Consider the following 22321-nt stretch of genomic DNA (forward strand, 5'->3'; position numbering starts at 1 on the left):
CTCCCAATATGAAAATAAAAAAAATAATCAAGTGGACGATTATTCTCGGCTTGTTAGGCGGTATTAGCTATGGTCTGTATTCATTTTCTCAGCCTAAAACGATGCCATTAGATTCAGCATCTCAAGAGCTTACCTTCCCCGTTACGCAGGAAACATTAGTGAAAACAATCGCGATAACAGGTAAGTCATCCTATGTCAGTGAAACGATCGTCTACGCACCTTTCAATGGAAAAGTAAACAAATGGAACGTCACGGACGGACAGCAAGTGAAACGCGGTGACACCTTGTTCCAGCTAGATCCAATCGCTATCCAACAAGAGATTGCAAGAGCAGAAACCGAAATAAAAAAACAAAATCTTGAGGAACAGCTATCTAAGTTCAAAGGTGAGTTTGCAACAAACGAACAGGGCTCTCCATTGACGGAAGAAAGCTCTAAGCAGCACTATGTTCAAAAAGAAACGGAGCGTGTACAGAAAGAGATCAATTCCCTTACACGTACGGTTCAACAAAAAGAGATTGCAGAGAAGAAATCCAAAATAGCTCAATCTCATTATATATCCCCCGTATCAGGCATTTTCCTGTATGATGATGCGGCAAAGCTACCGCAGCAAGTACAGGAAAATATGCGTGTAGGCAAAATTGTAGATGTGAATCAACTTCAGCTTGTTACCTATGTCGGAGAGCAAGATATCTTCTCGCTTAAGCCAGGCATGTCCGTAGAAGTGGAGCTAACGGCGCATAAAGATATTAAATTGAATGGTGATGTCGTAAAAGTATCTAAATTCGCTAAAACAGGGGCAGATGGTACGGTTGTATCCCCCGCCCAATTCGAAGTCATTGTAAGCCTAGCGAAAAATCCAAACTTGATTGCAGGCCTTAGCTTAAACGGTAAAGTGGAGATAGAACGCAAGGACAGCACGATTGTTGTACCTACGCTTGCAATTATGAAAGACAACGAAGGCTCATATGTGATGCTCAAAGCTGCTAACGGTACAGTGAAGCGTCAAAACATAACAGTAGGTTTGGAAACGGCAGACAAGACCGAAGTGCTAGAAGGACTGAAGCCTGGAGATCAAGTTACGCTGCAATAATTCATGTTCATTTACCTTCATACAATATGAAACAAACAAAAGCAGTCCTCCCCTAGTAAATGGGTTGGACTGCTTTTGTTATTGTTCATCCAAACTAACAAGCTTCATCAATTCAACATCCGTTATAGGGATGGTTATATCCCTTGGCTCAGCTTGAGCTCCTTCTTCACTAGACACGAGTGCTAGCAACAAAGCTGTCTCGGCTCTTACAACGCCAAGCTCAATGCCCATGCAAAGGTCAGGATATAAAGCTAATTTATGTAAAGCAGCTTCCCATAGTTTAATCGCTCCTGCAACATTATGATGATGCCAATGATGCAGCCCTACTGCCACTTGCAGCAAACCTTGATAAAATGGTTTCCGGCCCTCTTCCAGCCACAGCTCCTCCATCACATCATGGCAAGCATAGTAATCACGTTGTTCATTGAACAGCTTTAGAAATTGGACGAACAATCGATCATAGGACGTTCTCATCCTTCTGATTCGCCGCTCTTTTTCTTACATTCTTTAATTAAAAGACCAAGCTCTTCTTCTAATTGTTTGAAACCCGTTAGATCACGATCCAGCCATAGATTGTTAAATCGGCTTTGGAATGCTATAGCTTCACTAATGCGATGATAGAAGTACAAATCTTGAATTAGTGTCAAACACTTTTGGATGAGTTTCGCATCATCTTCGAAGTTCTTTTGAGCATCCAATATTTCTTGACGTATGCTGGACATCTCATTATCGAGAATAAAAGCAGCTTCCGCAGACTTTTTCAAACGCTCTCGCACTTCATCAGGCAAACTGTCCCGATATTTGTAATTCAATGAATGCTCAATCGTGGCCCAGAAGTTCATCGCCAACGTACGTATCTGAATTTCAGCCAGTACATGCTTATAACCCAACGCTGTCTGTACCGGATATTCTACGATCATATGAAAGCTGCGGTAGCCACTTTCCTTAAAGTTCGTTACGTAATCCTTTTCGTATAGAACAGTCATATCCTTACGATGACGGATCAGCTCTGCCAGCGAATGAATATCTTCTACGAACTGACACATGATACGAATCCCTGCAATATCCTCAATACCACGTTCGATGTCATCCATATCTATCGATAATCGCTTCGCTTTCTCCAAAATACTGGAAATTCGCTTAATGCGTCCCGTAACAAATTCTATCGGAGCATATTCCTCACGCTTCTTCAACTCGCTGCGCATCGTTTTGAATTTAACTTTCAATTCTTCAACAGCTTGTTCATAAGGCAGTAAAAACTTCTTCCAATCTCTTCCGTCCATAACGAACGCCTCCTGTCCGTTCCCATCTTTCATTGTATGCGGTTAGGTATGTTAACGTTGTCTGACTTTGTTATAAGTTATTATTTATGATCTCGGCCAACTGCCTCAGATATGTGTCGGTAGCCATCTCGCTTCAGTAAGGCTTTTAATCCCGTCGTTATCTCACGGCTAATGCCCGGACCGCGATAAATAAGCCCTGTATACACTTCCACTAAGCTTGCACCCGCACATATTTTTGCATATGCATCCTCAGCTGTAAATACACCGCCTGAACCAATTATCGGAATGCGTCCGCCCGTATGGCGGTATACTTTACGAATAATTTCTGTAGAATGCTCAGTCAATGGCTTGCCGCTCAAGCCGCCTGCTTCCATACGATTCGGATGATTCGTCCCTGCCCGTGACAACGTCGTGTTCGTTGCAATAATGCCCGAGACTCCGCTTTGCACTATTGTCTCTGTCATATGGATCAAATCTTCATCAGTTACATCTGGTGCTATTTTAACTAAGATTGCTTTATTTTTCTGATTCTTAGCATTTAGTGTCTGCATTTCTGCTACAACTGCATTCAACAAAGATCGCAGCTCATCACCATGCTGTAAATTACGCAAATTAGGCGTATTCGGAGAACTGATGTTCACCACGAATAAGTCTGCTACATCATAAAGCTTACGTATACATGCCAAATAGTCCTGCTCGGCCTGTTCATTCGGCGTTTCTTTATTTTTGCCAATGTTCACCCATACAGGAATACGTCGTTCCTTAACACTTGTAAGACGGTGCAGCATTTGATCTGCGCCTTCATTATTGAATCCCATGCGATTGATAAGTGCTTCATCTGGAGGGAGTCGGAACATGCGAGGCTGCTCATTGCCTGGCTGACCGACAGGAGTAACGGTTCCTACTTCCATAAATCCTAATCCAATGGAGGAGAAGCCTTCCACAGCGGCGGCATTTTTGTCTAACCCTGCAGCGAGTCCGATTGGCGAATGAAAATGAAAGCCAAACAAATCGGTCGCAAGTGCTGGATCTTCTTTTACCCCATATATCGAACGCATCAGCGGCTTCATACCAGGAACTTTACTAGCTCCTGCAAGCCCTCCGATGACGAGGTGGTGTGCACGTTCTGGATCCATTCGAAAAAATATCGGTTTGCCAATGCTGCGGTATATCAATCGTTCCACTCCGTTCTTCGCTCTTCATTAAAAAACAGCTCTTATATTTTTTATGTTATCTATTCTAACATAAAAACGGGTTTCGGTCTCGAAAATACGCTTAATCTTCTATAAATTCGCGTATATATCCTATCATATTTTACTGATTTTCAACCAAAATGAAAAGAGCCCCAAAATTTTATTATCACTCTAGCCAACTAGATAGTAAGCGATTACAATTAAATTAAGAATACATACGAAAGGTGATGACTTTATGAGCGCGAAGCGAATGCCGCCAATGCGAAAAACAAAACAAGAGGCACAGGTAAACCGCAAAGCAATCTACATTGTTGGGAGTTCATTGCTTTTTCTTACCGTTCTACTAAGCGTGTTTATTTTACTGAAGTAATAAACAACATTTCATAACAAAAAGGTCTGCTCCTTCCACAGAGCAGACCTTACTTTTTTATCTTGGAAAAATTAATCCAACCACTTGTAAATTTTATTCGGATTTTCTTGCCCTGGCGTTAGTGGTACACGGTAACGCTCGTCATCTGCTGGAACAACCGTAACATCAGGCAAATGACCTGATGTAATGGTTACTTTCGTTCCCATCGCGACCATATCGAACAACTCCTCCACGTCTGCATTTGACAAACGGATACAACCAAGCGACTCATCCTGACCAATTGAATCGAGATCATTTGTCCCATGGATGGCGTACTGTGTATTCGACAAAGCCATTCCACGGCTGCCATATGCCCCTGTAGAAGTGCCATTCGGATTAACTACTTTCTCAGATATAACGAATGAACCTTCCGGTGTACGCTCACCGCCTAATCCTACTTTGTAATTGCGCAATATAATGGAACCACTTACGACAGCCAATCGATGTGTCTTTTTATCAATAATAATGCGCAGCGGCTCTTTGAAAGGTTCTGCTTCTCCTGTCACCCACTGCTTGTCCAGTATACGCTTTGTCTTTGGTACATTTTTCACGGGTGTAAGTTTCTTATGTACATCTTTGTATATCCCCGACCATTCTGGATGTATTCCTGAAACCACATTGCGAGGATAGCCTTTCGCTAACTCGCCGACCGATGCTGGTGGCAGCTTCCCTTGTTCCAGCACAGCAGCATGTGTAGACATCGCCATTAAACGCTGTTCAGCAGCACTCGCCCATACAGCAGCTTCCTTCGCTGCTTGCAAACGTTCTGGCTCACAATCGCATTCTGCCACCCCTGGGAAATACGTTTGGCTGCTTCTACTTTCACTTTGTGCTTTACTTTTAACGATAGCCCATACCTGAGGTTGAGTTGTCCAAATACTCCATCGTCCATGCTTTTGCAAGGTAACAAGCGTGGAAGACGTATTCTGTTTCGTTGCCTTAACGACAGCTTGTCTCAATTGGCGATCACTCTGAGCTGAACTCGTCTTTTCCACATAAACAACCGTTCCAAGTCCAGGTGCAGGCAACTTCGTTTCCTTTTCTGATTCTGCATCTTTACCTTCGGATTGTTTATCCGAGGGCTTAGAAGTTGGTGCCATCGCATCTTCACCTGCTAACATAGCTCCAAATAATAAAATAAGAAGAAGAGATGCTAACACTCTCATTCCTTGCTTGATTCGATTACGCTTTCTCATTCGCTTCTGTACGGCTTGCATCATCAACATTTGTTCTTCCTGAAAACGCTCTATTGGCAAGGGCTCATTTTCAAAAGCTTTATATATGTCTCCTGCTTGATTATAACAATAGCTAGCTTTACGCAGCTGACCGTCTTTTTCATATTGCTTTCCAAGTAAATACCATGCCATTCGGTTATCAGGATGAGATTGTACATACTTCTTCATGTAGGCTTCGTCTTGCTCCGTCCATTCATCAAGCCGATCATTCATTATGTCTTCAACTCCCCCTACCTCTATATTTCCTATATCGGCAATTGATGACCAATTCGCCAGTATTCTTCATATGAAAATAGGTATATAGTTAAAAATCCCCGCCGAGGCGAGGATTTGGTTGGTTGGTTGTATTCTCTTTATAATCTCTATATAACTTAGTTGAATGGCGCATCAGCAATCTTGATGGAGTCTGTTGGGCAGCCATCGCAAGCATCTTGCATATCATCAAATAGGTCTTCAGGAATTGCCTTCACACCCATGTTGCCGTCTCCATCATAAATTGTTTCTGCTAGACCTTCATCATCGTAGTCGTATACGTCAGGAGCTGTCGCTCCGCAAGCACCACAAGCGATGCACGTGTCTTTATCAACCCAAGTATATTTTCCCATTGGTAGTTCCCTCCTGGTATTCAAGTCAGATCGTCTTGATTCCTCCGTATTCAATATAATACAAACAAGTCTCAAGTTCAAACGATTTCCATGTTTTTTATAATAATTCTAGATAGCATTTACAGCTAATTTTGTATAAACTATTATGTCCAAAACTGATATCACACTTCTATTTCCAATCCTCACCATCCCGTTTCTCATACTCCCGCAAAAAATCCGTCTGCAAAGAAGTCCCCCTTACACGATGATTACGGATCAGGGCGGAAGGATCATCTCCTAACATTCCCAGCATGACGACTGCATTTTCACCATATTTATTACGCAAGCCGTCTACCGTCTCATTCAGTTTGTCGCGTTTCGGCTGTTGTTCGTAGGCGAATAAATCAAGCTGCACAACCGCCTCTTCCTTAGGAACTAGATTCTGCCCTGTAATTCCCAACAACCGCAATGGCCCGCGACCTTGCCAATGACGCTCATATAGTTTCCACGAAGCTTCCAACAAATGTTGAGCATCATCTGTCGGCGTATCCATCGTTAACGAACGCGTAAACGTCTTCATATCTGGAGTTCGCAATGTTAACTGCACCGTCTGCGCCATCATTTGCTGCTTGCGCATTCGACGAGCCACTTGATCGGCCAAGTTTAACAGCACTCGACGTATATCACCATCTGACTCAATATCTTGCGGCAAAGTAGTCGTATGACCAATAGATTTGCTTGCTTCTCTCTCAGCTCGGACTTCGCCATGATCAACCCCATTCGCCGCTTGCTTCATTCCTATTCCAAGTACGCCGAAATGGTTCTCCAAACGCTGCGCATCTGTCCGGGCAAGCTCTCCAATCGTATGAATGCCAAGGCGGCGCAGCTTCTCTGCTGTTTTGCGACCGATGCCAAACAGCTCTTGGCATGGACGATGCCACAGCTTATCTGGCACATCACGTATTCTCAGAACCGTAATGCCATTCGGCTTTTTCATATCGGATGCCATTTTAGCCAACAATTTATTCGGTGCAACACCGATTGAGCAAGGAATGCCTAATTCCTCACGAATGCGCATCTGCAGCTCTTCAGCAATTTGCAACGGAGTTCCGAACGACTTTGATCCCGTTATATCAAGGTAGCATTCATCAATAGATACGGCTTCAACTAATGGCGTATAGGAACCCGCTATATTTAGAAAAGCACGTGAATATTTACGATATAAATGAAAGTCTGGCTTAATAATCATAAGAGACGGGCATATTTTCTGAGCTTCACGAACACGCATACCTGTGCGAATCCCGTAACGTCTAGCTGCATAGGAACAAGTTACAATAATCCCTTTACGCTGCTCAATGCTGCCCGCTACAGCGGTTGCCTTATTTTGATACGTATCCGGATCCTCAGCTGCATGTACAGAACAGTAGAAAGCGTTCATGTCCAAATGAAGAATGACTTTCCCCTTTGTCGGGTAGTAACGATGTATATCTTCATTGGAAGTGCTCTCGTTCATCTTATACCTTCCTCTCTTTTACAAAAGACTAGGTCCTTTTGTACTCCCAATTGTTCTTTTGAACATTAATCGGGTAACGCAGGAAAATACTGCTATACAAATACAAACGCAATGCTATAATTAGAAAAAAAATAATACCAGATTCATCCTGAAACGATCTGGAGGAGGAACTATCATGAAAAAGTCGATTGCAATATTCGATACGACCTTACGTGACGGTACACAAGGAGAAGGCATTAGTCTATCAGCTGAAGACAAATTTAAGATCGCCAGGCGGCTCGATTCCCTTGGCGTTCATTATATTGAAGGCGGCATTCCGGGCTCCAACAGCAAAGATATCGAATTTTTCAGAAGAATCAAATCCTACTCTTGGAACGCACGCTTTGTCGCATTTGGAAGCACGCGACGCAAAGATTCCATTGCCGATCAAGATGCGAATTTGAATCGTATTATCGAAGCCCAAGTTCCTGCAGCAACACTTGTCGGTAAGGCATGGGATTTCCATGTGCATACCGCATTGCAAACCTCATTAGAGGAAAATTTGGCGATGATTGCCGACTCTATTGCATACTTGAAGCAGCATCAATTAGAAGTGATGCTTGATGCTGAGCATTTCTTCGATGGCTTTAAGCACAACAGCGAATACGCCTTGCAAGTGCTACGTACAGCTGCAAATGCTGGAGCCGATTGGGTTGTTCTTTGTGATACGAATGGCGGGACGCTCCCCCATGAGATTCATCAAATCGTTAGTGCTGCTGTAGAAGGTACTCAAGTGAAGATCGGCATACATACGCATAACGATTGTGAATTAGCAGTCGCGAACAGCTTGGCAGCCGTGCAAGCAGGCGCGCTCCAGGTACAAGGTACAATGAATGGTTATGGAGAGCGCTGCGGAAATGCAAACTTATGTTCGATTATACCAAATCTTCAACTAAAACTCGACTACGACTGTATCGCAAATGATAAGCTTCAACAATTGACGTCTGTTGCGCGTTATATAAGTGAAATCGCTAACGTTCATATGCCTGTTAATCAGCCGTACGTCGGAAATGCCTCCTTCGCACATAAAGGCGGCATACATGTCTCTGCTATTTTAAAAGATTCGCGTACATATGAGCATATCCAGCCAGAGCTAGTCGGCAATAAACAGCGTGTACTCGTATCTGAACTTGCAGGTCAGAGCAACGTATTGTCTAAGGCACAGCAGCTTGGTTACGAATTAGACGCTGGCAAGCCAGCAACGAAAGCCATCATCGACCGAATTAAACAGTTAGAGCATGAAGGCTATCAATTCGAGGGAGCAGATGCATCATTAGAGCTTATGCTGCGACAAGCGATTGGCAATGAACAAGAACCGTTTCAGTTTGAATCATTCAAAATATTAGTAGAGAAATCCAACAATCGACCCGTTGTATCCGAGGCGATCGTGAAAATAAATATTGATAATGAGTCGATTTATATGGCTGCTGAAGGCAACGGCCCAGTCAATGCATTGGACAATGCCCTACGCAAAGCCCTATCACGCCATTATCCTGGCATTGAAGATATGCATCTAACTGATTACAAGGTTCGCGTACTGGATGAAAGCGACACAACCGCCGCCAAGGTCCGTGTACTAATCGAATCCACAGACTTCAAGCATACGTGGAGTACCGTTGGTGTGTCGCAGAACGTAATTGAAGCAAGCTGGGAAGCCCTTGTGGACAGTATCCGTTACGCTCTTTATGGTAAGGAAAAGCAGCATCAAACGAATGAACGTAAGGAAAGTCTCGGCATCGTAAATCACTAAGCCATTACAACGTAAGTCTTAATCCGTATACGAAACTGTAACTGTAACAACTTCCGTTAATCTACAACATACACAGAAATTATAAATGCCCCGGACAATTGTTTCAGTAATGTTCGGGGCATTTTGTATATTCGCTATTTTTCTTTCAACAGCTCTTCAATATCTGCTTCTATCTGGCTAGCAGGTCGAAGTCCAATATAAAGTTTGCGTATGGTGCCGCTTTTGTCTATAAGCAAATTCGTTGGAAATGCCATGCCGTTATAGGCAGCAAACACGCTACCGTCCAAATCCATTAATATAGGGTTAATCAGCCCATATTCATCGACAAATGATTGGGCGTCCTTCCTATTATCTGTGGATGTTACATTCACTGCATACATATCAAGTTGATTTTGATATTTCGCATATATTTTTACGAGGTCAGGAGCTTCCAGCTTGCAAGGACCGCACCATGATGCCCAAAAATTAATGAATACAGGCTTATCTCTTTTCCCGCCTACTCGATACGTTTGCGTACCATCTATGGACTTTAATTCAAATGCTGGCGCTTGATAATTAATAAGCGGAGCCTCTTTTGAGTGACGCAGACCGACAGAAGCCTCTCGATCAAGGCCTGCTGATTTCATATTTATCCAAATACCTGTCGCGCCTAAGAGGAGCACCAAAGCCAGTATGAATGTACTTTTTCTCATCATCCGCTATAACCTCTCTAGATACCGTATTATTAATATTGTACCCTTATTTCACCAATAATACAAAAATACGACCTAGCTCATCTTTTTTATTAATTGATGTTGAAAGCATTCTTTACATTAGAAAGACCTCGCCACATCATGGCAAGGTCTCACTTTTCACCTATGTTCGACATTGCTTACATTTCCCTAGCATCTACAATATTCGCAACATCGACTTCATTGCAGCAGCTGCTCTCATTCGAGTATTCGAGTGGTTATAGTTATGGAACTAGTTTCCATAACGCTGGTACAGAAGTCGGCTCCCAACCTACTAAGGAAGTGTGCGGTTGACGACACTCGTAGGTTGCCCCATTATAGGACACCAACTGACCTACTGTATAAGATGTGTTGGCTGCCCAAGGCGTAGCTGCAGGAGGCTGAGCCGTTGTAGCGGAGACAGAATTGCTGGCTGGCGATTGGTTGCCTGCTCCGTCCACAGCATACACGGTAAAAGTATACGAAGTAGATGCTGCTAATCCCGTAACCGTATAGCTGGTTGTATTGCCTGATACTGTGGCTACAAGATTTGTACCGTTGTATACCTTATATGCCGTAACCGCAACATTATCTGTAGAAGCCGACCACATCAGTGGTACCGAATTAGATGTCGGAGAGCCCATCACATGCAGATTGCTCGGCGCTGAAGGCGGTGTTGTATCTGCGACAGCTGGATTGGTTGTGGCTGGAACAGAAGCGCTAGGCGTAGAAGAGTTGCCTGCTCCATCCACAGCAACGACTGAGAATGTGTAACTTGTATTCGGCGTTAAACCTGTAACTGTATAGCTCGTATTGGAACTAGAAATGCTTGTTACCAGCGAGCTTCCGTTGAGAATCTTGTATTGGCTGACTCCGACATTGTCTGTAGCGGCATTCCATGACAAGGAAACCGAATTGGATGTCTTTCCTGTCACAGCTAACGAGGAAGGAGATGTCGGTGGCGTTGTATCGCTAGATCCCCCGCCGAAATTAGCGTCAATGACATTGTAGAATGCATTCGGAGTATCATGGACAGTCCATACTGCCAAAATAACATGATAACCTGTCCGCTGCGGTACGTTGCAAGTATCCGAATAATTAAAAGGCGGTCGCGCCCCACCAGAGTTAACAGAGCAGAAAGGCGTCAAATCGAATTGAGAACGAGACAGTGGCGCATTCTGGTCCCAATTCGGCTTGGTAATAAAGTACTCCCATTTCGTTGTTGCATGCGCTGCTGTCAATTTCCAGTTAAACGTTACCGTACCACTCGACATATTTACCTTTGTCCAACGCGTCGAAGATTGAGCGTTCAACTGATCAAATCCACCAAGACCAGCACTTGCAAGTTTGCCATCCGCTGGCCCAGCAGCTGGGAACCCTTTTGGCCCTTCCAAACTTTGAGGTTCGTACACAATTGGGCCGCAGTTCGTATTTTGACCCGTTTTGCACAAATAGCCCCTACTAGCAGGTCCTTCGATATAGCCGTGAGCGAAAGCTTTGTCAGACATAAGCAGTACCAAAATTACTGTGAGAATAGCGGTCGTTCCTACCAGTAGCCACTTGGAAAACAACATGTGCTGGTTGAACCTTTGATCCATCATCATCAACAGCCTCCTTTAATTTTTGGACTCGTCTTAGCCATGACTGAAAGCAGGTTAACGATCACCCCTCCTTGTAGAGAAATTTATATAAACGCAAATAAGCGTCTATATCGTAGTTTGTATACCGCTCACGTATCGCAATATGGACTTTTAATAGCAGGGGTTTTATATAACATTTGGAGAAGAGAATTAATTAACAAACTGATAATGGTATGATTTAAAGCACGCTGTTTCAAAAAATATGCGGAATATCTATGTGGATGGTTCTAAATGATAGACACATGATGATAGGAGAACCTCGTAGGTCGATTAAGTGGAAGTGGTATTTCGCTGGGTTATGTTGGATATGAGTACATACTAACACACTCCCCCTCCAAATGACAACGCTTTCTTTTTTGGATTTACTTTTGTTTTTTACTATTAAAATATTAGATAGTTCCCATGTCTTAACTTAAGATGCACCCCACCATTCTATGAAAACTTACAATAGATCGACTATAATGAATAGATATCCTTGTAGAGTAGGAGAACTCCGTAACTTTTATGACAAGTACCCAGAATGTGCAATCGAAACCGATTAACATACAAACGATATCTATTATGCCATCTGCTGTGCAATCCATGCTGGAGCATTTGCGTATAAACTATCCTCATGAAGGATGCGGAATATTGCTCCGCGATAAATACTCAAGTTCGCATGCTTTTCATATTTTCGAACCTATTCCAAATACGGACCAGCATCCACAACACAGCTTTCATCTTGAGCCATCCGTATACATCCCACTGTTATTCCGTTATTCAGAGGCACAGTGGGAACGCATACTCGTACATTCCCATCCTCACACCTCAGCCACAATTAGCCTTGAAGACAAGTTGGGATGGATGGACACGAAAGCATTATGGACAGGATGGCTAATTGTTTCGTTTCAATCTGGAATAGTTAAACCATCGTTTAGCTATTACACACATTTCTAATGAATGCTGGATACTAGTACTGACTTAAATACATGTACATCTCTCTTAATGTCGTTACCCTTCTTTTCTCTGCTTGCTCCATAAAGTTCAGCCACAGTTCCGCAGTTGCTCGCGCATCCCATAGAGCATGATGACGCTGCTCTACTTCGATGCCAACGTGTTGCAGCAGCATATCTAAATCACTAGACCTAAGCTGCGGATAAAGCCAGCGTGCAATCATCATCGTATCCAACATGCGATGGCGCCACGGACTTTTATAATAACGCCACAAAGCTGTACGTAAGAACGCTTTGTCATGCGCACTTGCGTGCGCAATGACGATTCGTTCTCCTACGAAATCCATAAACTTTGTCAGACCTTCTGCTACGGGCATCGCTTGTGAAGCCTCTTCTGAGGTGATCCGCAGTAATCGCTCCGTTGCGGGTGGTATTCGCATGCCCGGATTAACGATTTGATAAAAATTTGCATCTTCCCCTTCTTCCCATTTCTTTCCTTGCAGTCGCCACGCCCCAAAAGATACAATCTCATCTGCATGAGGCTCAAACCCTGTCATCTCCAGATCGATCACAACAACAGGAAGCTCCTTCAATGGAATATCAAGCACATGAAGACGTTGAGCACCTCCGCTAGATTCCAGCTTCAATCGTTCTCTTTGACGAGCCCGCTCGTAAGCTTTTTTAGCTCCTTCTGTCTTCAGGTTTGAAGCGGATAAACCTGTCTTCCACGACTCAACAACTGCATGCACAGAAGGTGCGCGCTCTAGTTCAGCACCTGTGTTTTTAGGTTGTAACCGTTCTAGCCGCTTCCACCAACTCCGACGTTCATCTCCTTCAGCCACGCTCGCACCTCCTATTCAATATTTTTGACCATTTTTCTATACACTGAGAACTTCGGCGCAAGGCCAGCTTCTGCAATTCATGCAATTGATCCGGATCAATCATACCCGTACCATTCCACATGCCGTCTAGAACTTCTGTCCCACACATCCATCTGATTGCCAAAATATCATCCCAGTACGCATATAATTTCCTAATGTTCTGTCGTTCCTCACCATCTGGCCATGTAGACAAAATACCTTCCATACGCTCCTTCGTAGATAATGGATGAGCAACGTCATCCACCATCCATGAAGTTGTTCGAACGAGCTGCACAATAGGTACATATATCCGATATTTCATGTCAACTTGACCCACATAAGGATGTATTCGTTCCTTTATTAATTGTCCAAATGCATTGTGTGCAAGCTTACGGTGCTGCTGATTGCGCACCAATGCTGATAGGGAAGCTGCGGCGAAGTCAGAGGAAACTCCCAGTTGCCTTACATGTTGCCTCCACTCTCCCTCTAAATGCACCTCTCCATACACGGTTCTCATATCAAGTGCAATCGAAAAATATCGAGTATGTTCCCAATCAGCAATGTGAAGCCATTGTTCTACTTTCCTTTTCCAATCATCAAGAGAGCCTCGCCACATTGCTTCACATGCCAGCACTTTGCCGCTGCACGGTGTAAACCCGATCTCCTTTAGCGCATTCACCATACAATTTCCCCAAATATGGAAATACTGATCCACCACGTTGTGCTGTGACTCATGCTCAACAGTCTGCCAGATGAGACCATGATCTTGATCGCTCCAAGGAAGCATCTCCTTGCGCCCCCCACTCCCAAATAAGACAAAAGCATATGGAACTGGAGGCGGACCATAGCCCATATGCATGAGCTGCTTTTCTACATATAAAGCAACCTTCCCAAAAAGCGCATCATAACAAGCAGTTACGATTTGGTACCTTACACCAATAGATAAAGGAGAATTCGGTAAATGTAAAGAAGAATGCGACACTTGCTGCAAGCTGTCTTTTATTTCTGTACTTTCTTCTGTACTTTCCTTATTAAAATGTAATTCAATGCCAGATAGCCATTGCATTCTAAGGTGTTTCCATCCTTTTAACTTTGCGTCAGATAAGTCCTCATACCTATCTATCGCTTGTAAGTCACGCATCCACTGCTCTAGATAGGCAGAACAACTGTTATTTCCTATAGAATGATTCACGCAATCAACTCACCCCTTCACGGCGATCTGATCCTGGAGAAAGCTGTTCATGCTGGTTCAATACTTTCATTTGTTCCGGATAACCGTAAACGCCATGTTCGCTCATGTCCAATCCTACAAGCTCTTCTTCCTCAGATACTCTTAGCCCAATCGTTATTTTTAGCACAAAGAAAATGACAAACGACAAAATAGCAGCGAATGCAAACACACCCAAAATACCTACGGTTTGCACAACCAGCTGATCCCAGCCACCGCCATACAGCAAACCTGCTTTACCAACTCCAACTTTCTCTACTAGCGCTGGAGCTGCGAAGAAACCAGTCGATAATGCACCCCAAATACCAGCCACTCCATGTACAGAAAACGCATATACCGGATCATCAATACCAAGTCGTTCAATCCATTGAGCCGTGAAAAAGGTAATAATACCTGCTACTGCACCTATCACTAAAGCTGCCCATGGCTCTACGAATGCACATGCTCCCGTAATCGCAACAAGCGCTGCCAGCACTCCATTCAACATGCTTGGTATATCAGCCTTACCCCATACAAGCCACGAAATAATCAGCGCAGCAACTGCACCGGCAGCTGCAGCCAGTTGGGTCGTCATTGCGATATATCCGAAAAATCCATTATTAACTGCGCCAAGTGTACTGCCTGGATTAAATCCAAACCACCCTACCCACAGCAGCAATACACCGAGTACAGACAGCACTTGATTGTGGCCAGGAATGATAGTCGGCTTGCCCTCCGCGTTAAATTTTCCAAGACGAGGTTTAAGCATAATCGTTGCAATTAAAGCCGCTGTCGCACCTTGCATATGAACGACTGCCGAACCCGCAAAATCCTGCATGCCTAATGCATGCAACCAACCGCCGCCCCAGACCCAGTGAGCGGCTACAGGGTAAATGAAAATCGTGAAGAGCAAACCGAACCATACATAAACACTTAGCTTTGCGCGTTCTGCAAAACCACCACAGGCAATAGCAAGAGAAATGGCTGCAAATGCAAGTTGGAATAAAAATTTAATCGTGATAGGAACTTGTGAGAAGTCTAAAGAGCTGAACAGCGCTGCCGCTGTCGATTCATTGCCATCGAAGAAGAAACCTGTTGTACCGAAGAAGCCATTCGATTCACCGAAGCCAAATCCGAAACCGAACATCCAAAATGCAATTGCACATATGCCAAATGTTAAAATCGTCTTACCTGCAACATGCCCTGCATTTTTCATACGAGACGATCCTGCCTCCAAAAGGGCGAAGCCAGCTTGCATCATAATAACAAGCACCGCTGCAATTAAGATCCAGACAGCATCTAGAGCTTGGTGTACTTGAGCTGTAGTCACCTCTTCAGCAGCATATGCTAACGATGACATCCCCATAAATAAACTACACATTAATGCCACACTTACTAACAACTTGCCATTAAAAGACCTGAAATAGCTAATCACAACGAAACACTCCTTTTTATGTTATATTTCCTAACACAATAAATGATTAATGATGACATTATAAGCCTGTAAGGTAAGTTTTGACAATCATTTTATTTGAAACCAGATAAACATTGATCTTTTTAACTATTTTAATGTTATATTATCTAACATTAAAATCAAACCAAATGTTTGACTGAACGATTCAAGATGCAGTAAAATAAGAAGAAGAATTGAGGTGAGAACCGATGGGGATAATCAACTGTTGCGTATCGGAGAATTAGCTCGTTTAGCTTCGGTCAATCAACGAACGATTGATTATTATACTTCACTTGGCCTCATCGAGCCTACGAAGCGAACCGATACGAATTATCGTCTCTATGATATGGACACGATAGAACGGATTCAACGAATCATTCAAATGAAACAAGAGAAATATACCCTTGATGAAATCAAGGATTATTTCACACAACTTCAGCATGTTTCGCTTGATGAGCAACTCGTGAAGCGTTTGACTGATTTGCAAGTCCACTTGCAGCAAGTCGAGCGTGAAGCTAAAGAACTTCAACCTATATTAGAGAAGTTGAAGCCAACCCAGGCGAAGTCATTATTCCAGCGCATTGCTCCGCAAAGCGCCGCCTGTATCGATGTGTTGATTGCTCTTGCAGACAAGCAGCACATGCTTTAAAACAGCATAATCAGCCCAGGAGGTAATCATCATGTTCTTTCACCCAATGGATTTTCTAATCCTAATCGCCTTCGGTATTAGCATATGGGCACAATTCCGAGTTAAAGGTACGTTCAATCAATTTGCTAATGTACAAGCTTCCAGTGGATTGACTGGCTATGAAGCAGCAAGACGCTTACTTGATGCACAAGGCTTGTACGATGTTCCCGTCGAACCAGTCAGAGGACATTTATCAGATCATTACGATCCGATCCAAAAAGTTGTACGTCTATCAGAGCCCGTTTACTACGAGCGCTCTATCTCAGCTTTGTCTGTTGCCTGTCACGAAGTTGGTCATGCTATTCAAGATCAAGAATCTTACGCTATGCTAAGATTGCGTCATCGCATGTTCCCGCTCGTGAATATTTCCTCAGGCGTTGCACCATTTTTGCTGATTGGCGGTTTTCTATTTCAAGCGTCTGGACTTATTCTGCTGGGGATTATCTTCTTCTCAGCTGCAGTCGCATTCCAACTCGTAACATTACCAGTAGAGTTCAATGCTAGCAGCCGCGCAAGAGATCTGATGATTTCAGAAGGATTCATTAGAAATGATGAAGAGCAGGGAGTTAGCAAAGTATTGAACGCAGCAGCGTTAACGTATGTAGCAGCAGCCCTAATATCCTTGCTGGAACTAATCAAGTACGTTATGATCTTCCGCAGCCAAGATAATTAACACAACCATCCGATGAACGAGTTACAATGACAAAAGCCCCGTACGCATAAGCGCACGGGGCTTTTTGGGCTACATCTCTATAATGATTTAAGATTGCACATTGAAGTAATCAAGCAAAAAGCGATGGAACGTCTGCGCCACCAACGGCAACTTCTCGTCCTTGCGACGAATAAGCCCGATCGTTCTTGTCACTTGCGGCTTATTAACCTTCACACACACCGGCTGCAACTCAGACGTATGACGCAAAGCCATATCAGGTAACAAACTCACTCCCATACCCGCCGCTACAAGTCCACGAATCGTATCTGTCTCTTCGCCTTCAAAGCCGATTCTTGGCGTGAACCCCGCTTCAATACATGCATCCCACACTATTGGACGAAGCGAATAACCAGGACTAAAGAGAACGAATGTATCATCCTTCAATTGAGCCAAATCAATCTCTTCCTCATTTGCTAGCGCATGATTGGGAGGCAAAATTGCTGAAAGCCTCTCCGTAAGAACGACTTCTCCTGTTACATGCTCCGACGCCTCAGGGAATGGCGAAATAAATGCCAAATCGACCTCTGCCCGTACCAAATCACGAATGAGAGAAGGGTACATCCCTTGTTTAAAACGAAACTTCACATTCGGATGCGTTTTGCGGAAAGCAGCTACAACCGAAGGGATTAAATGAATACCCAAGCTATGCGGAAATCCAATACGAACCTCCCCCAACTCAGGATTAATAAATTCCTGAACTTCCTGTACAGATCGATCCAACTCTTTCAAAATGGCTTCTGCACGCTTCATAAATAACTGCCCAACAGGAGTTAAATGAAGATTTCTTCCCTTCTGCAAAAAAAGCTTAACCCCAAGCTCTTCCTCTAGCTGGTGAATCTGTCTGCTCACCGCAGATTGAGCCACATGCAGCTCCTCCGCTGCTTGTGTGACATGTTCTTTTTGCGCTACTTTGACAAAGTAGTGCAACTGCCTAAGTTCCACAATCCATCAACGCTCCGTTCATCACATTTATACTATCGTATACGCCGCAGCAACCAAAACAGAACGAATCCCGCAGCCAATCCTCCAAAATGAGCATATTGATTAATGCTGTCAATGAGGAAGGTTTGAAGTACGCTAATGACCAAAATAGCACCTAGCGTCTTGCGCGTAGCGAAATCCATGGCTTGTTTGTTGAACAATCCAACAAATAAATAAGCTCCAAACAAACCGTAAATCGCACCTGAAGCCCCCACTGACAATGTGCCCCATTCATTACCCCAGTTACTTACGACATTTCCGACAAATCCACTAGCAATATACAGCACCGCATATGGAATATGTCCCATCGCACGCTCCAAGGGAGGAGCAAATACAAACAACGTAAACATGTTAAACAGAAGATGCTCAAAGTTTGCATGTAGAAACATCGAAGCAAACATGCGCCATGTATCATGTACAAACAAATCCACCTTAAGCATCGCCCCGAAACGGAGCATCGTTTCCAAATTTTCTGTGCCGCCGTTCACGACCACTAAAATATACATAATAATATTCGCTGCAAGCAACAAACTCGTCACTTTGTAAAGCTTCAAATAACTTCGCCAATCCTCATTTCGTTCAAAAATCATTATTACCCTTCCTTCCTTTACCCACCCTTACCTTTCTCAACTGAAGCTCATTTTCATTCCATACGAAGATTGGACACACCCCATCCTTTACGCTTATAATGAAATGGATTTACTATCCCGTTTCACCAATTTGAAGGAGGATCTACATATGACTACAGAACGCACAGGCGTTGCAACACTAAAAGGAAATCCAATCACACTTATCGGACCAGAGCTCAAAGTGGGAGATCAAGCTCCTGACTTCAACCTTAACCGTTCATTAGTTGAATTCGCAAGCCTTAAGGACTTCGAAGGTAAAGTAAAGCTTATCAGCGTTGTTCCATCCATTGACACAGGCGTGTGCGATACACAAACTCGCCGCTTCAATGAAGCAGCAGCTGAACTGGGCGACAACGTAGTTGTTCTAACAGTAAGTGCTGATCTTCCATTTGCGCAAGCTCGTTGGTGCGGAGCTGCTGGTGTGGATAAAGTAGTTATGCTATCCGACTATAAAGAACTTAGCTTCGGTAAAGCATATGGCGTTCTTATCAAAGAATTCCACCTAGATATGCGTTCTATCTTCGTTCTCGACGCATCCAACACCATTCAATATGTTGAATACTTGGCTGAAATGAGCGAGCATCCAAACTACGAGAATGCATTAGAAGCGGTTCGCGGTTTACTGTAAACCATATTTCTATGCTGCTATGTGCAAAAAGCGAGGGAAGAATATACCTACATTCTTCTCTCGCTTTGTTCTATTCAGCCTCTTATTACATAAGAAGACAATTTCTTATCAAACACATCGAATAATTCCATCACAACCCGATAGTTCGACCCTAAGTCCCCCATGCCACCCCGAGAAGCAGAGTACACATCAACAGCAGTCTTCGATGGACCTACAGATATCAGGGAGACGGTAATATCCATAGCTCGTCCAGTCATCGTTCGTTTCTCTAATGTAATTTCCCCTACTGAAGGCACCTCATGCAGCACTTTATAGCCTTGCATTTTCTTTAAGGTAGAAGTAACCTCTGCCCATGTTTTTTCTTTGGAAAGTTGATAATAGTGCGTCTTTAACTTGGGATCTTTTGCTCGGTCACTGCTCGATTCAAAGCTTCGAAACAGACCAGCAAGTGTGCGCTTGAATGACAACAGCGTGTTCCTCCTTTACTCTACTACCCTTTGCTTTATATACTCTCCTCTAGTTTAGCATTGTTGTTCGCTAACTGGAAAGGCTAAATGTCGAAAAGTCTTGCAGTATTCATCGAATCCTACACAAACGAGTGATGGAAAGAACAAAAAAAGCCTCCAAGCGGATTCTCATCCACCTTGAAGGCGTCTTTATATCGGTTATACCCGCAATTGCCGTTCGGCTTTAATGTTTCTGAACCTGCTCTAGCAGGTGGGTGTCCTCACAGACGAATTTGACTACTTACGCAAAAGGAAAGCCTGTCAGCAACGCCTAGATATCGAACTCCCGTGAAACAAACATTGGTTCAAAACAACGAAAACCGTGACGTACATTGCAGGATATAAACTCATTATAGTGAATCCATTAGACAAAAGCAATTCATAATCGGCATAAGTAAACATTTAACACAATCTTTATAAAAACAACCCAACGCTCTCCTACTCGAAACCTAACTCTCTGCAGTTTCTCGTGCCTCCACTGCTTGCTGGAGCTTCTGATACGTAAGATAAAAGTTAAAGAACGATAGATAAGCAATCAACGAGCCTGCTCCAAAGATGATGATTACTGGATACTTTAATCCCATAAACAAGATGGCAACGCTCACAATTCCAGATACAACCACACGAATCGGACGGAAAATCGTCATAAATATGCTATTCTTAATTACCTGCACAGTATTCGCATGGTAATGAGCGATAATCGAGAAGAAGTTAAACAGTGATACAAGCAGCACAACTAACATTGCCAACACCATAATACCAAGTACCTGCATCGATTGCATCTCTGTCATGTATATCGAATAGCCTGCATACATGATAACCGTTAATATCGTATAAAAAATACCGCCAAGCATCGCCTGTTTGTAGTTGGCCTTGTATGAACTAAAAAATGTCTTAAGCAGCTTCGCATCTACATCCCCCATCACCCACTTGCGAGTAACAGAGAACATTGCTGCCGTTGCTGGAAATAGCGTAAATGGAGCTAATATCCCCATTAACCATTTCATCTGTAACACTTCATTCGTAAAATTACTGTTGGCCATGATGAGCATCATTACAAAACAAAAGAAAAAAGGAGCCGAACACAGCAACCATAAAATGTTCGTCACCGAGATTCGCATAATCCATTCACTAATGCGATACAATCCACCCATAATCCCTCTAGTTTCCAACCACAATTCCTCCTCCATGCTGCCTCTATAATGTTAACTATAATACAAAGCCCAACCTTAGACTAGTGCCTAATTTCTCTCGAATGGGTGAATATCCATGCCAAGTGCGATAGCCTGCATAGTATATACAGTGATTCAAAACAAGAGTCTTGAAGGAGGTAATACAATGGGTCAACTCGGATACGGCGGCGGTTATGGTGGATGCGGTGGCGGTTACGGATTCGGTACTGGAATAGGTTGCATTTTGGTACTCTTTATCCTACTCGTCATCATCTCCCGTGCCATCTGCTTCTAAGGAAACGGCGCCCTTCCAACAAGCAAGGAGAGGAACTCCCTCTCCTATGCTTTCACCGGCAGCTGCTTGCGCTTAATCCAGTTCGAGCATAATCTATTGGCGCAATACAAACCATTAACCTACGACACACGTGTATTCCACAGAGTTTGAGTATAGGGCAAATGGCGATCTGCTGCGAGCATTCTCAGATCGCCCTTGTACTCTAGCTTCAATCTCGAACATTTCCGAAAGTCATCAGGGGCAATCCATTCTGCAGCTTGTTCAAACAATTCAATTCCTGCATATGTAAATAACTCCGCAACGAACTGTGAGCAAAAATAAGCTTGATTCCGTTCAATCCGCACTTTAAGCGCAATCCCAAACAACCCCAAAAGATTATACTTGTAGCTAGCTTTTCGATTATCGATATATTGTATTCGCTGGCGTATGATTTCGTACTGCTTTTCACTTACCTCACAGCTGTACAAGGCCCCCAGCGTAGGGCGAAAAGGCGATCTTATTAAATCACCTTCCAGATTTTCCTTCACAAATCCTCCTGCTAGAGGATGCATTTCTCTCGTGCGACCAAAGCTATATATTTCTTGCAGCTCCTCATCCAGTACAATGGAGCAATGATTCAGAGGCTTATCTGTATACCATTTAATACATTGTGACAACCAGGAACCTGTATCGGACAGCAGTACATATACTTTTCTATGCTTAATGTTCATATGGCTAGATCCACCTATCATTCAATTATTTCGCTACTTTCATTTTAGATACACAGATGAATTTCCACTACGAACCAGAGACGTATATAAATCCTCGACTT

At 43.4% G+C, this 22321-nt stretch carries 24 protein-coding genes and 1 other RNA gene; 8 read left to right on the forward strand and 17 right to left on the reverse strand.

Annotated elements, in window-relative coordinates:
• Positions 1-8 precede the first annotated feature (8 nt).
• Positions 9-1091, forward strand: a complete 1083-nt coding sequence (locus NQ117_RS06665) for an efflux RND transporter periplasmic adaptor subunit (RefSeq protein WP_258277197.1) — start codon at positions 9-11, stop codon at positions 1089-1091.
• A 78-nt stretch (positions 1092-1169) separates the two neighbouring features.
• Here NQ117_RS06665 and NQ117_RS06670 read toward each other — a convergent pair whose 3' ends face one another.
• The 3 genes from NQ117_RS06670 to NQ117_RS06680 all read right to left on the reverse strand — a co-directional run bounded on the left by NQ117_RS06670 (position 1170) and on the right by NQ117_RS06680 (position 3549).
• A complete protein-coding gene (locus NQ117_RS06670) occupies positions 1170-1565 on the reverse strand; it encodes a DUF309 domain-containing protein (protein ID WP_258277198.1) in 396 nt (131 codons plus the stop codon).
• Positions 1562-2374, reverse strand: coding sequence for a GTP diphosphokinase (gene yjbM / locus NQ117_RS06675; protein ID WP_258277199.1), 813 nt, complete (start codon positions 2372-2374; stop codon positions 1562-1564). Before yjbM ends, NQ117_RS06670 begins: the two co-directional genes overlap by 4 nt.
• Positions 2375-2454: 80 nt before the next feature.
• On the reverse strand, positions 2455-3549 hold the full coding sequence (locus NQ117_RS06680; protein WP_258278185.1) for a quinone-dependent dihydroorotate dehydrogenase: 1095 nt from the start codon (positions 3547-3549) through the stop codon (positions 2455-2457).
• 253 nt (positions 3550-3802) lie between these two features.
• Here NQ117_RS06680 and NQ117_RS06685 point away from each other — a divergent pair, with 253 nt between their 5' ends.
• Positions 3803-3937 carry a hypothetical protein gene (locus tag NQ117_RS06685; RefSeq protein ID WP_258277200.1) on the forward strand — a complete coding sequence of 45 codons (135 nt, stop codon included), beginning with the start codon at positions 3803-3805 and terminating at the stop codon, positions 3935-3937.
• A 71-nt stretch (positions 3938-4008) separates the two neighbouring features.
• Here NQ117_RS06685 and NQ117_RS06690 read toward each other — a convergent pair whose 3' ends face one another.
• From NQ117_RS06690 to NQ117_RS06700, 3 genes are all read right to left on the reverse strand, one after another.
• Complete coding sequence (locus NQ117_RS06690; RefSeq protein WP_258277201.1) at positions 4009-5424, reverse strand: L,D-transpeptidase; 1416 nt, start codon at positions 5422-5424, stop codon at positions 4009-4011.
• A 158-nt stretch (positions 5425-5582) separates the two neighbouring features.
• Positions 5583-5816: a ferredoxin gene (locus NQ117_RS06695; RefSeq protein ID WP_258277202.1), complete on the reverse strand. Its 234-nt coding sequence runs from the start codon at positions 5814-5816 to the stop codon at positions 5583-5585.
• 169 nt (positions 5817-5985) lie between these two features.
• Positions 5986-7308 (reverse strand): DNA polymerase IV, encoded by a 1323-nt coding sequence (locus tag NQ117_RS06700; RefSeq protein ID WP_258277203.1) that lies wholly within the window; start codon positions 7306-7308, stop codon positions 5986-5988.
• A gap of 175 nt (positions 7309-7483) precedes the next feature.
• Between NQ117_RS06700 and cimA the strand changes: the two genes are divergently transcribed.
• A complete protein-coding gene (cimA, locus tag NQ117_RS06705) occupies positions 7484-9097 on the forward strand; it encodes a citramalate synthase (RefSeq protein WP_258277204.1) in 1614 nt (537 codons plus the stop codon).
• 134 nt (positions 9098-9231) lie between these two features.
• On the opposite strand, the gene NQ117_RS06710 is transcribed toward cimA, so the two are convergent.
• On the reverse strand, positions 9232-9792 hold the full coding sequence (locus NQ117_RS06710) for a TlpA family protein disulfide reductase (RefSeq protein ID WP_258277205.1): 561 nt from the start codon (positions 9790-9792) through the stop codon (positions 9232-9234).
• A 260-nt stretch (positions 9793-10052) separates the two neighbouring features.
• Positions 10053-11405: a lytic polysaccharide monooxygenase gene (locus NQ117_RS06715; RefSeq protein WP_258278186.1), complete on the reverse strand. Its 1353-nt coding sequence runs from the start codon at positions 11403-11405 to the stop codon at positions 10053-10055.
• Positions 11406-11951: 546 nt separating this feature from the next.
• On the opposite strand from NQ117_RS06715, the gene NQ117_RS06720 reads away from it, so the two are divergent.
• Positions 11952-12383, forward strand: coding sequence for a M67 family metallopeptidase (locus NQ117_RS06720; RefSeq protein ID WP_258277206.1), 432 nt, complete (start codon positions 11952-11954; stop codon positions 12381-12383).
• A 13-nt stretch (positions 12384-12396) separates the two neighbouring features.
• Here the strand turns inward: NQ117_RS06720 and NQ117_RS06725 are convergent, their stop codons facing one another.
• From NQ117_RS06725 to NQ117_RS06735, 3 genes are read right to left on the reverse strand one after another with little or no spacing between them, the layout of a single operon-like run.
• Positions 12397-13221 (reverse strand): exonuclease domain-containing protein, encoded by an 825-nt coding sequence (locus NQ117_RS06725; RefSeq protein WP_258277207.1) that lies wholly within the window; start codon positions 13219-13221, stop codon positions 12397-12399.
• A complete protein-coding gene (locus NQ117_RS06730; protein WP_258277208.1) occupies positions 13214-14431 on the reverse strand; it encodes a DUF294 nucleotidyltransferase-like domain-containing protein in 1218 nt (405 codons plus the stop codon). The genes NQ117_RS06725 and NQ117_RS06730 overlap by 8 nt, the downstream gene beginning before the upstream one ends.
• Before the next feature lie 4 nt (positions 14432-14435).
• Positions 14436-15827: an ammonium transporter gene (locus NQ117_RS06735; RefSeq protein ID WP_375163050.1), complete on the reverse strand. Its 1392-nt coding sequence runs from the start codon at positions 15825-15827 to the stop codon at positions 14436-14438.
• A 271-nt stretch (positions 15828-16098) separates the two neighbouring features.
• Here NQ117_RS06735 and NQ117_RS06740 point away from each other — a divergent pair, with 271 nt between their 5' ends.
• The gene (locus NQ117_RS06740; protein WP_258277209.1) at positions 16099-16548 is read left to right on the forward strand and encodes a MerR family transcriptional regulator; all 450 of its coding nucleotides are present in this window, start codon (positions 16099-16101) and stop codon (positions 16546-16548) included.
• A gap of 31 nt (positions 16549-16579) precedes the next feature.
• Positions 16580-17260 (forward strand): zinc metallopeptidase, encoded by a 681-nt coding sequence (locus NQ117_RS06745; protein ID WP_258277210.1) that lies wholly within the window; start codon positions 16580-16582, stop codon positions 17258-17260.
• Between the two features lie 87 nt (positions 17261-17347).
• Here the strand turns inward: NQ117_RS06745 and gltC are convergent, their stop codons facing one another.
• Together gltC and NQ117_RS06755 are read right to left on the reverse strand one after the other, a co-directional pair.
• Positions 17348-18241 (reverse strand): glutamate biosynthesis transcriptional regulator GltC, encoded by an 894-nt coding sequence (gltC, locus tag NQ117_RS06750; RefSeq protein ID WP_258277211.1) that lies wholly within the window; start codon positions 18239-18241, stop codon positions 17348-17350.
• A gap of 32 nt (positions 18242-18273) precedes the next feature.
• Positions 18274-18870 (reverse strand): rhomboid family intramembrane serine protease, encoded by a 597-nt coding sequence (locus NQ117_RS06755; RefSeq protein WP_258277212.1) that lies wholly within the window; start codon positions 18868-18870, stop codon positions 18274-18276.
• A gap of 148 nt (positions 18871-19018) precedes the next feature.
• Between NQ117_RS06755 and tpx the strand changes: the two genes are divergently transcribed.
• Positions 19019-19537 carry a thiol peroxidase gene (gene tpx / locus NQ117_RS06760; RefSeq protein WP_258277213.1) on the forward strand — a complete coding sequence of 173 codons (519 nt, stop codon included), beginning with the start codon at positions 19019-19021 and terminating at the stop codon, positions 19535-19537.
• Positions 19538-19611: 74 nt separating this feature from the next.
• On the opposite strand, the gene NQ117_RS06765 is transcribed toward tpx, so the two are convergent.
• The 3 genes from NQ117_RS06765 to NQ117_RS06775 all read right to left on the reverse strand — a co-directional run bounded on the left by NQ117_RS06765 (position 19612) and on the right by NQ117_RS06775 (position 21215).
• Entirely contained in the window at positions 19612-20004 is a 393-nt protein-coding gene (locus NQ117_RS06765) for a DUF1499 domain-containing protein (RefSeq protein WP_028596288.1), read from the reverse strand.
• A 197-nt stretch (positions 20005-20201) separates the two neighbouring features.
• Positions 20202-20387, reverse strand: a non-coding RNA gene (gene ssrS / locus NQ117_RS06770) — 6S RNA.
• Positions 20388-20492: 105 nt separating this feature from the next.
• Positions 20493-21215: a YesL family protein gene (locus NQ117_RS06775; RefSeq protein ID WP_258277214.1), complete on the reverse strand. Its 723-nt coding sequence runs from the start codon at positions 21213-21215 to the stop codon at positions 20493-20495.
• 166 nt (positions 21216-21381) lie between these two features.
• Here NQ117_RS06775 and NQ117_RS06780 point away from each other — a divergent pair, with 166 nt between their 5' ends.
• A complete protein-coding gene (locus NQ117_RS06780; protein ID WP_144988181.1) occupies positions 21382-21510 on the forward strand; it encodes a sporulation protein YjcZ in 129 nt (42 codons plus the stop codon).
• A gap of 119 nt (positions 21511-21629) precedes the next feature.
• Here the strand turns inward: NQ117_RS06780 and NQ117_RS06785 are convergent, their stop codons facing one another.
• Positions 21630-22220 carry a C40 family peptidase gene (locus NQ117_RS06785; RefSeq protein WP_258277215.1) on the reverse strand — a complete coding sequence of 197 codons (591 nt, stop codon included), beginning with the start codon at positions 22218-22220 and terminating at the stop codon, positions 21630-21632.
• Positions 22221-22321: the final 101 nt, after the last annotated feature.

It is taken from the genome of Paenibacillus sp. SC116 (genome assembly GCF_024733555.1).
GTDB lineage: Bacteria > Bacillota > Bacilli > Paenibacillales > Paenibacillaceae > Paenibacillus_B.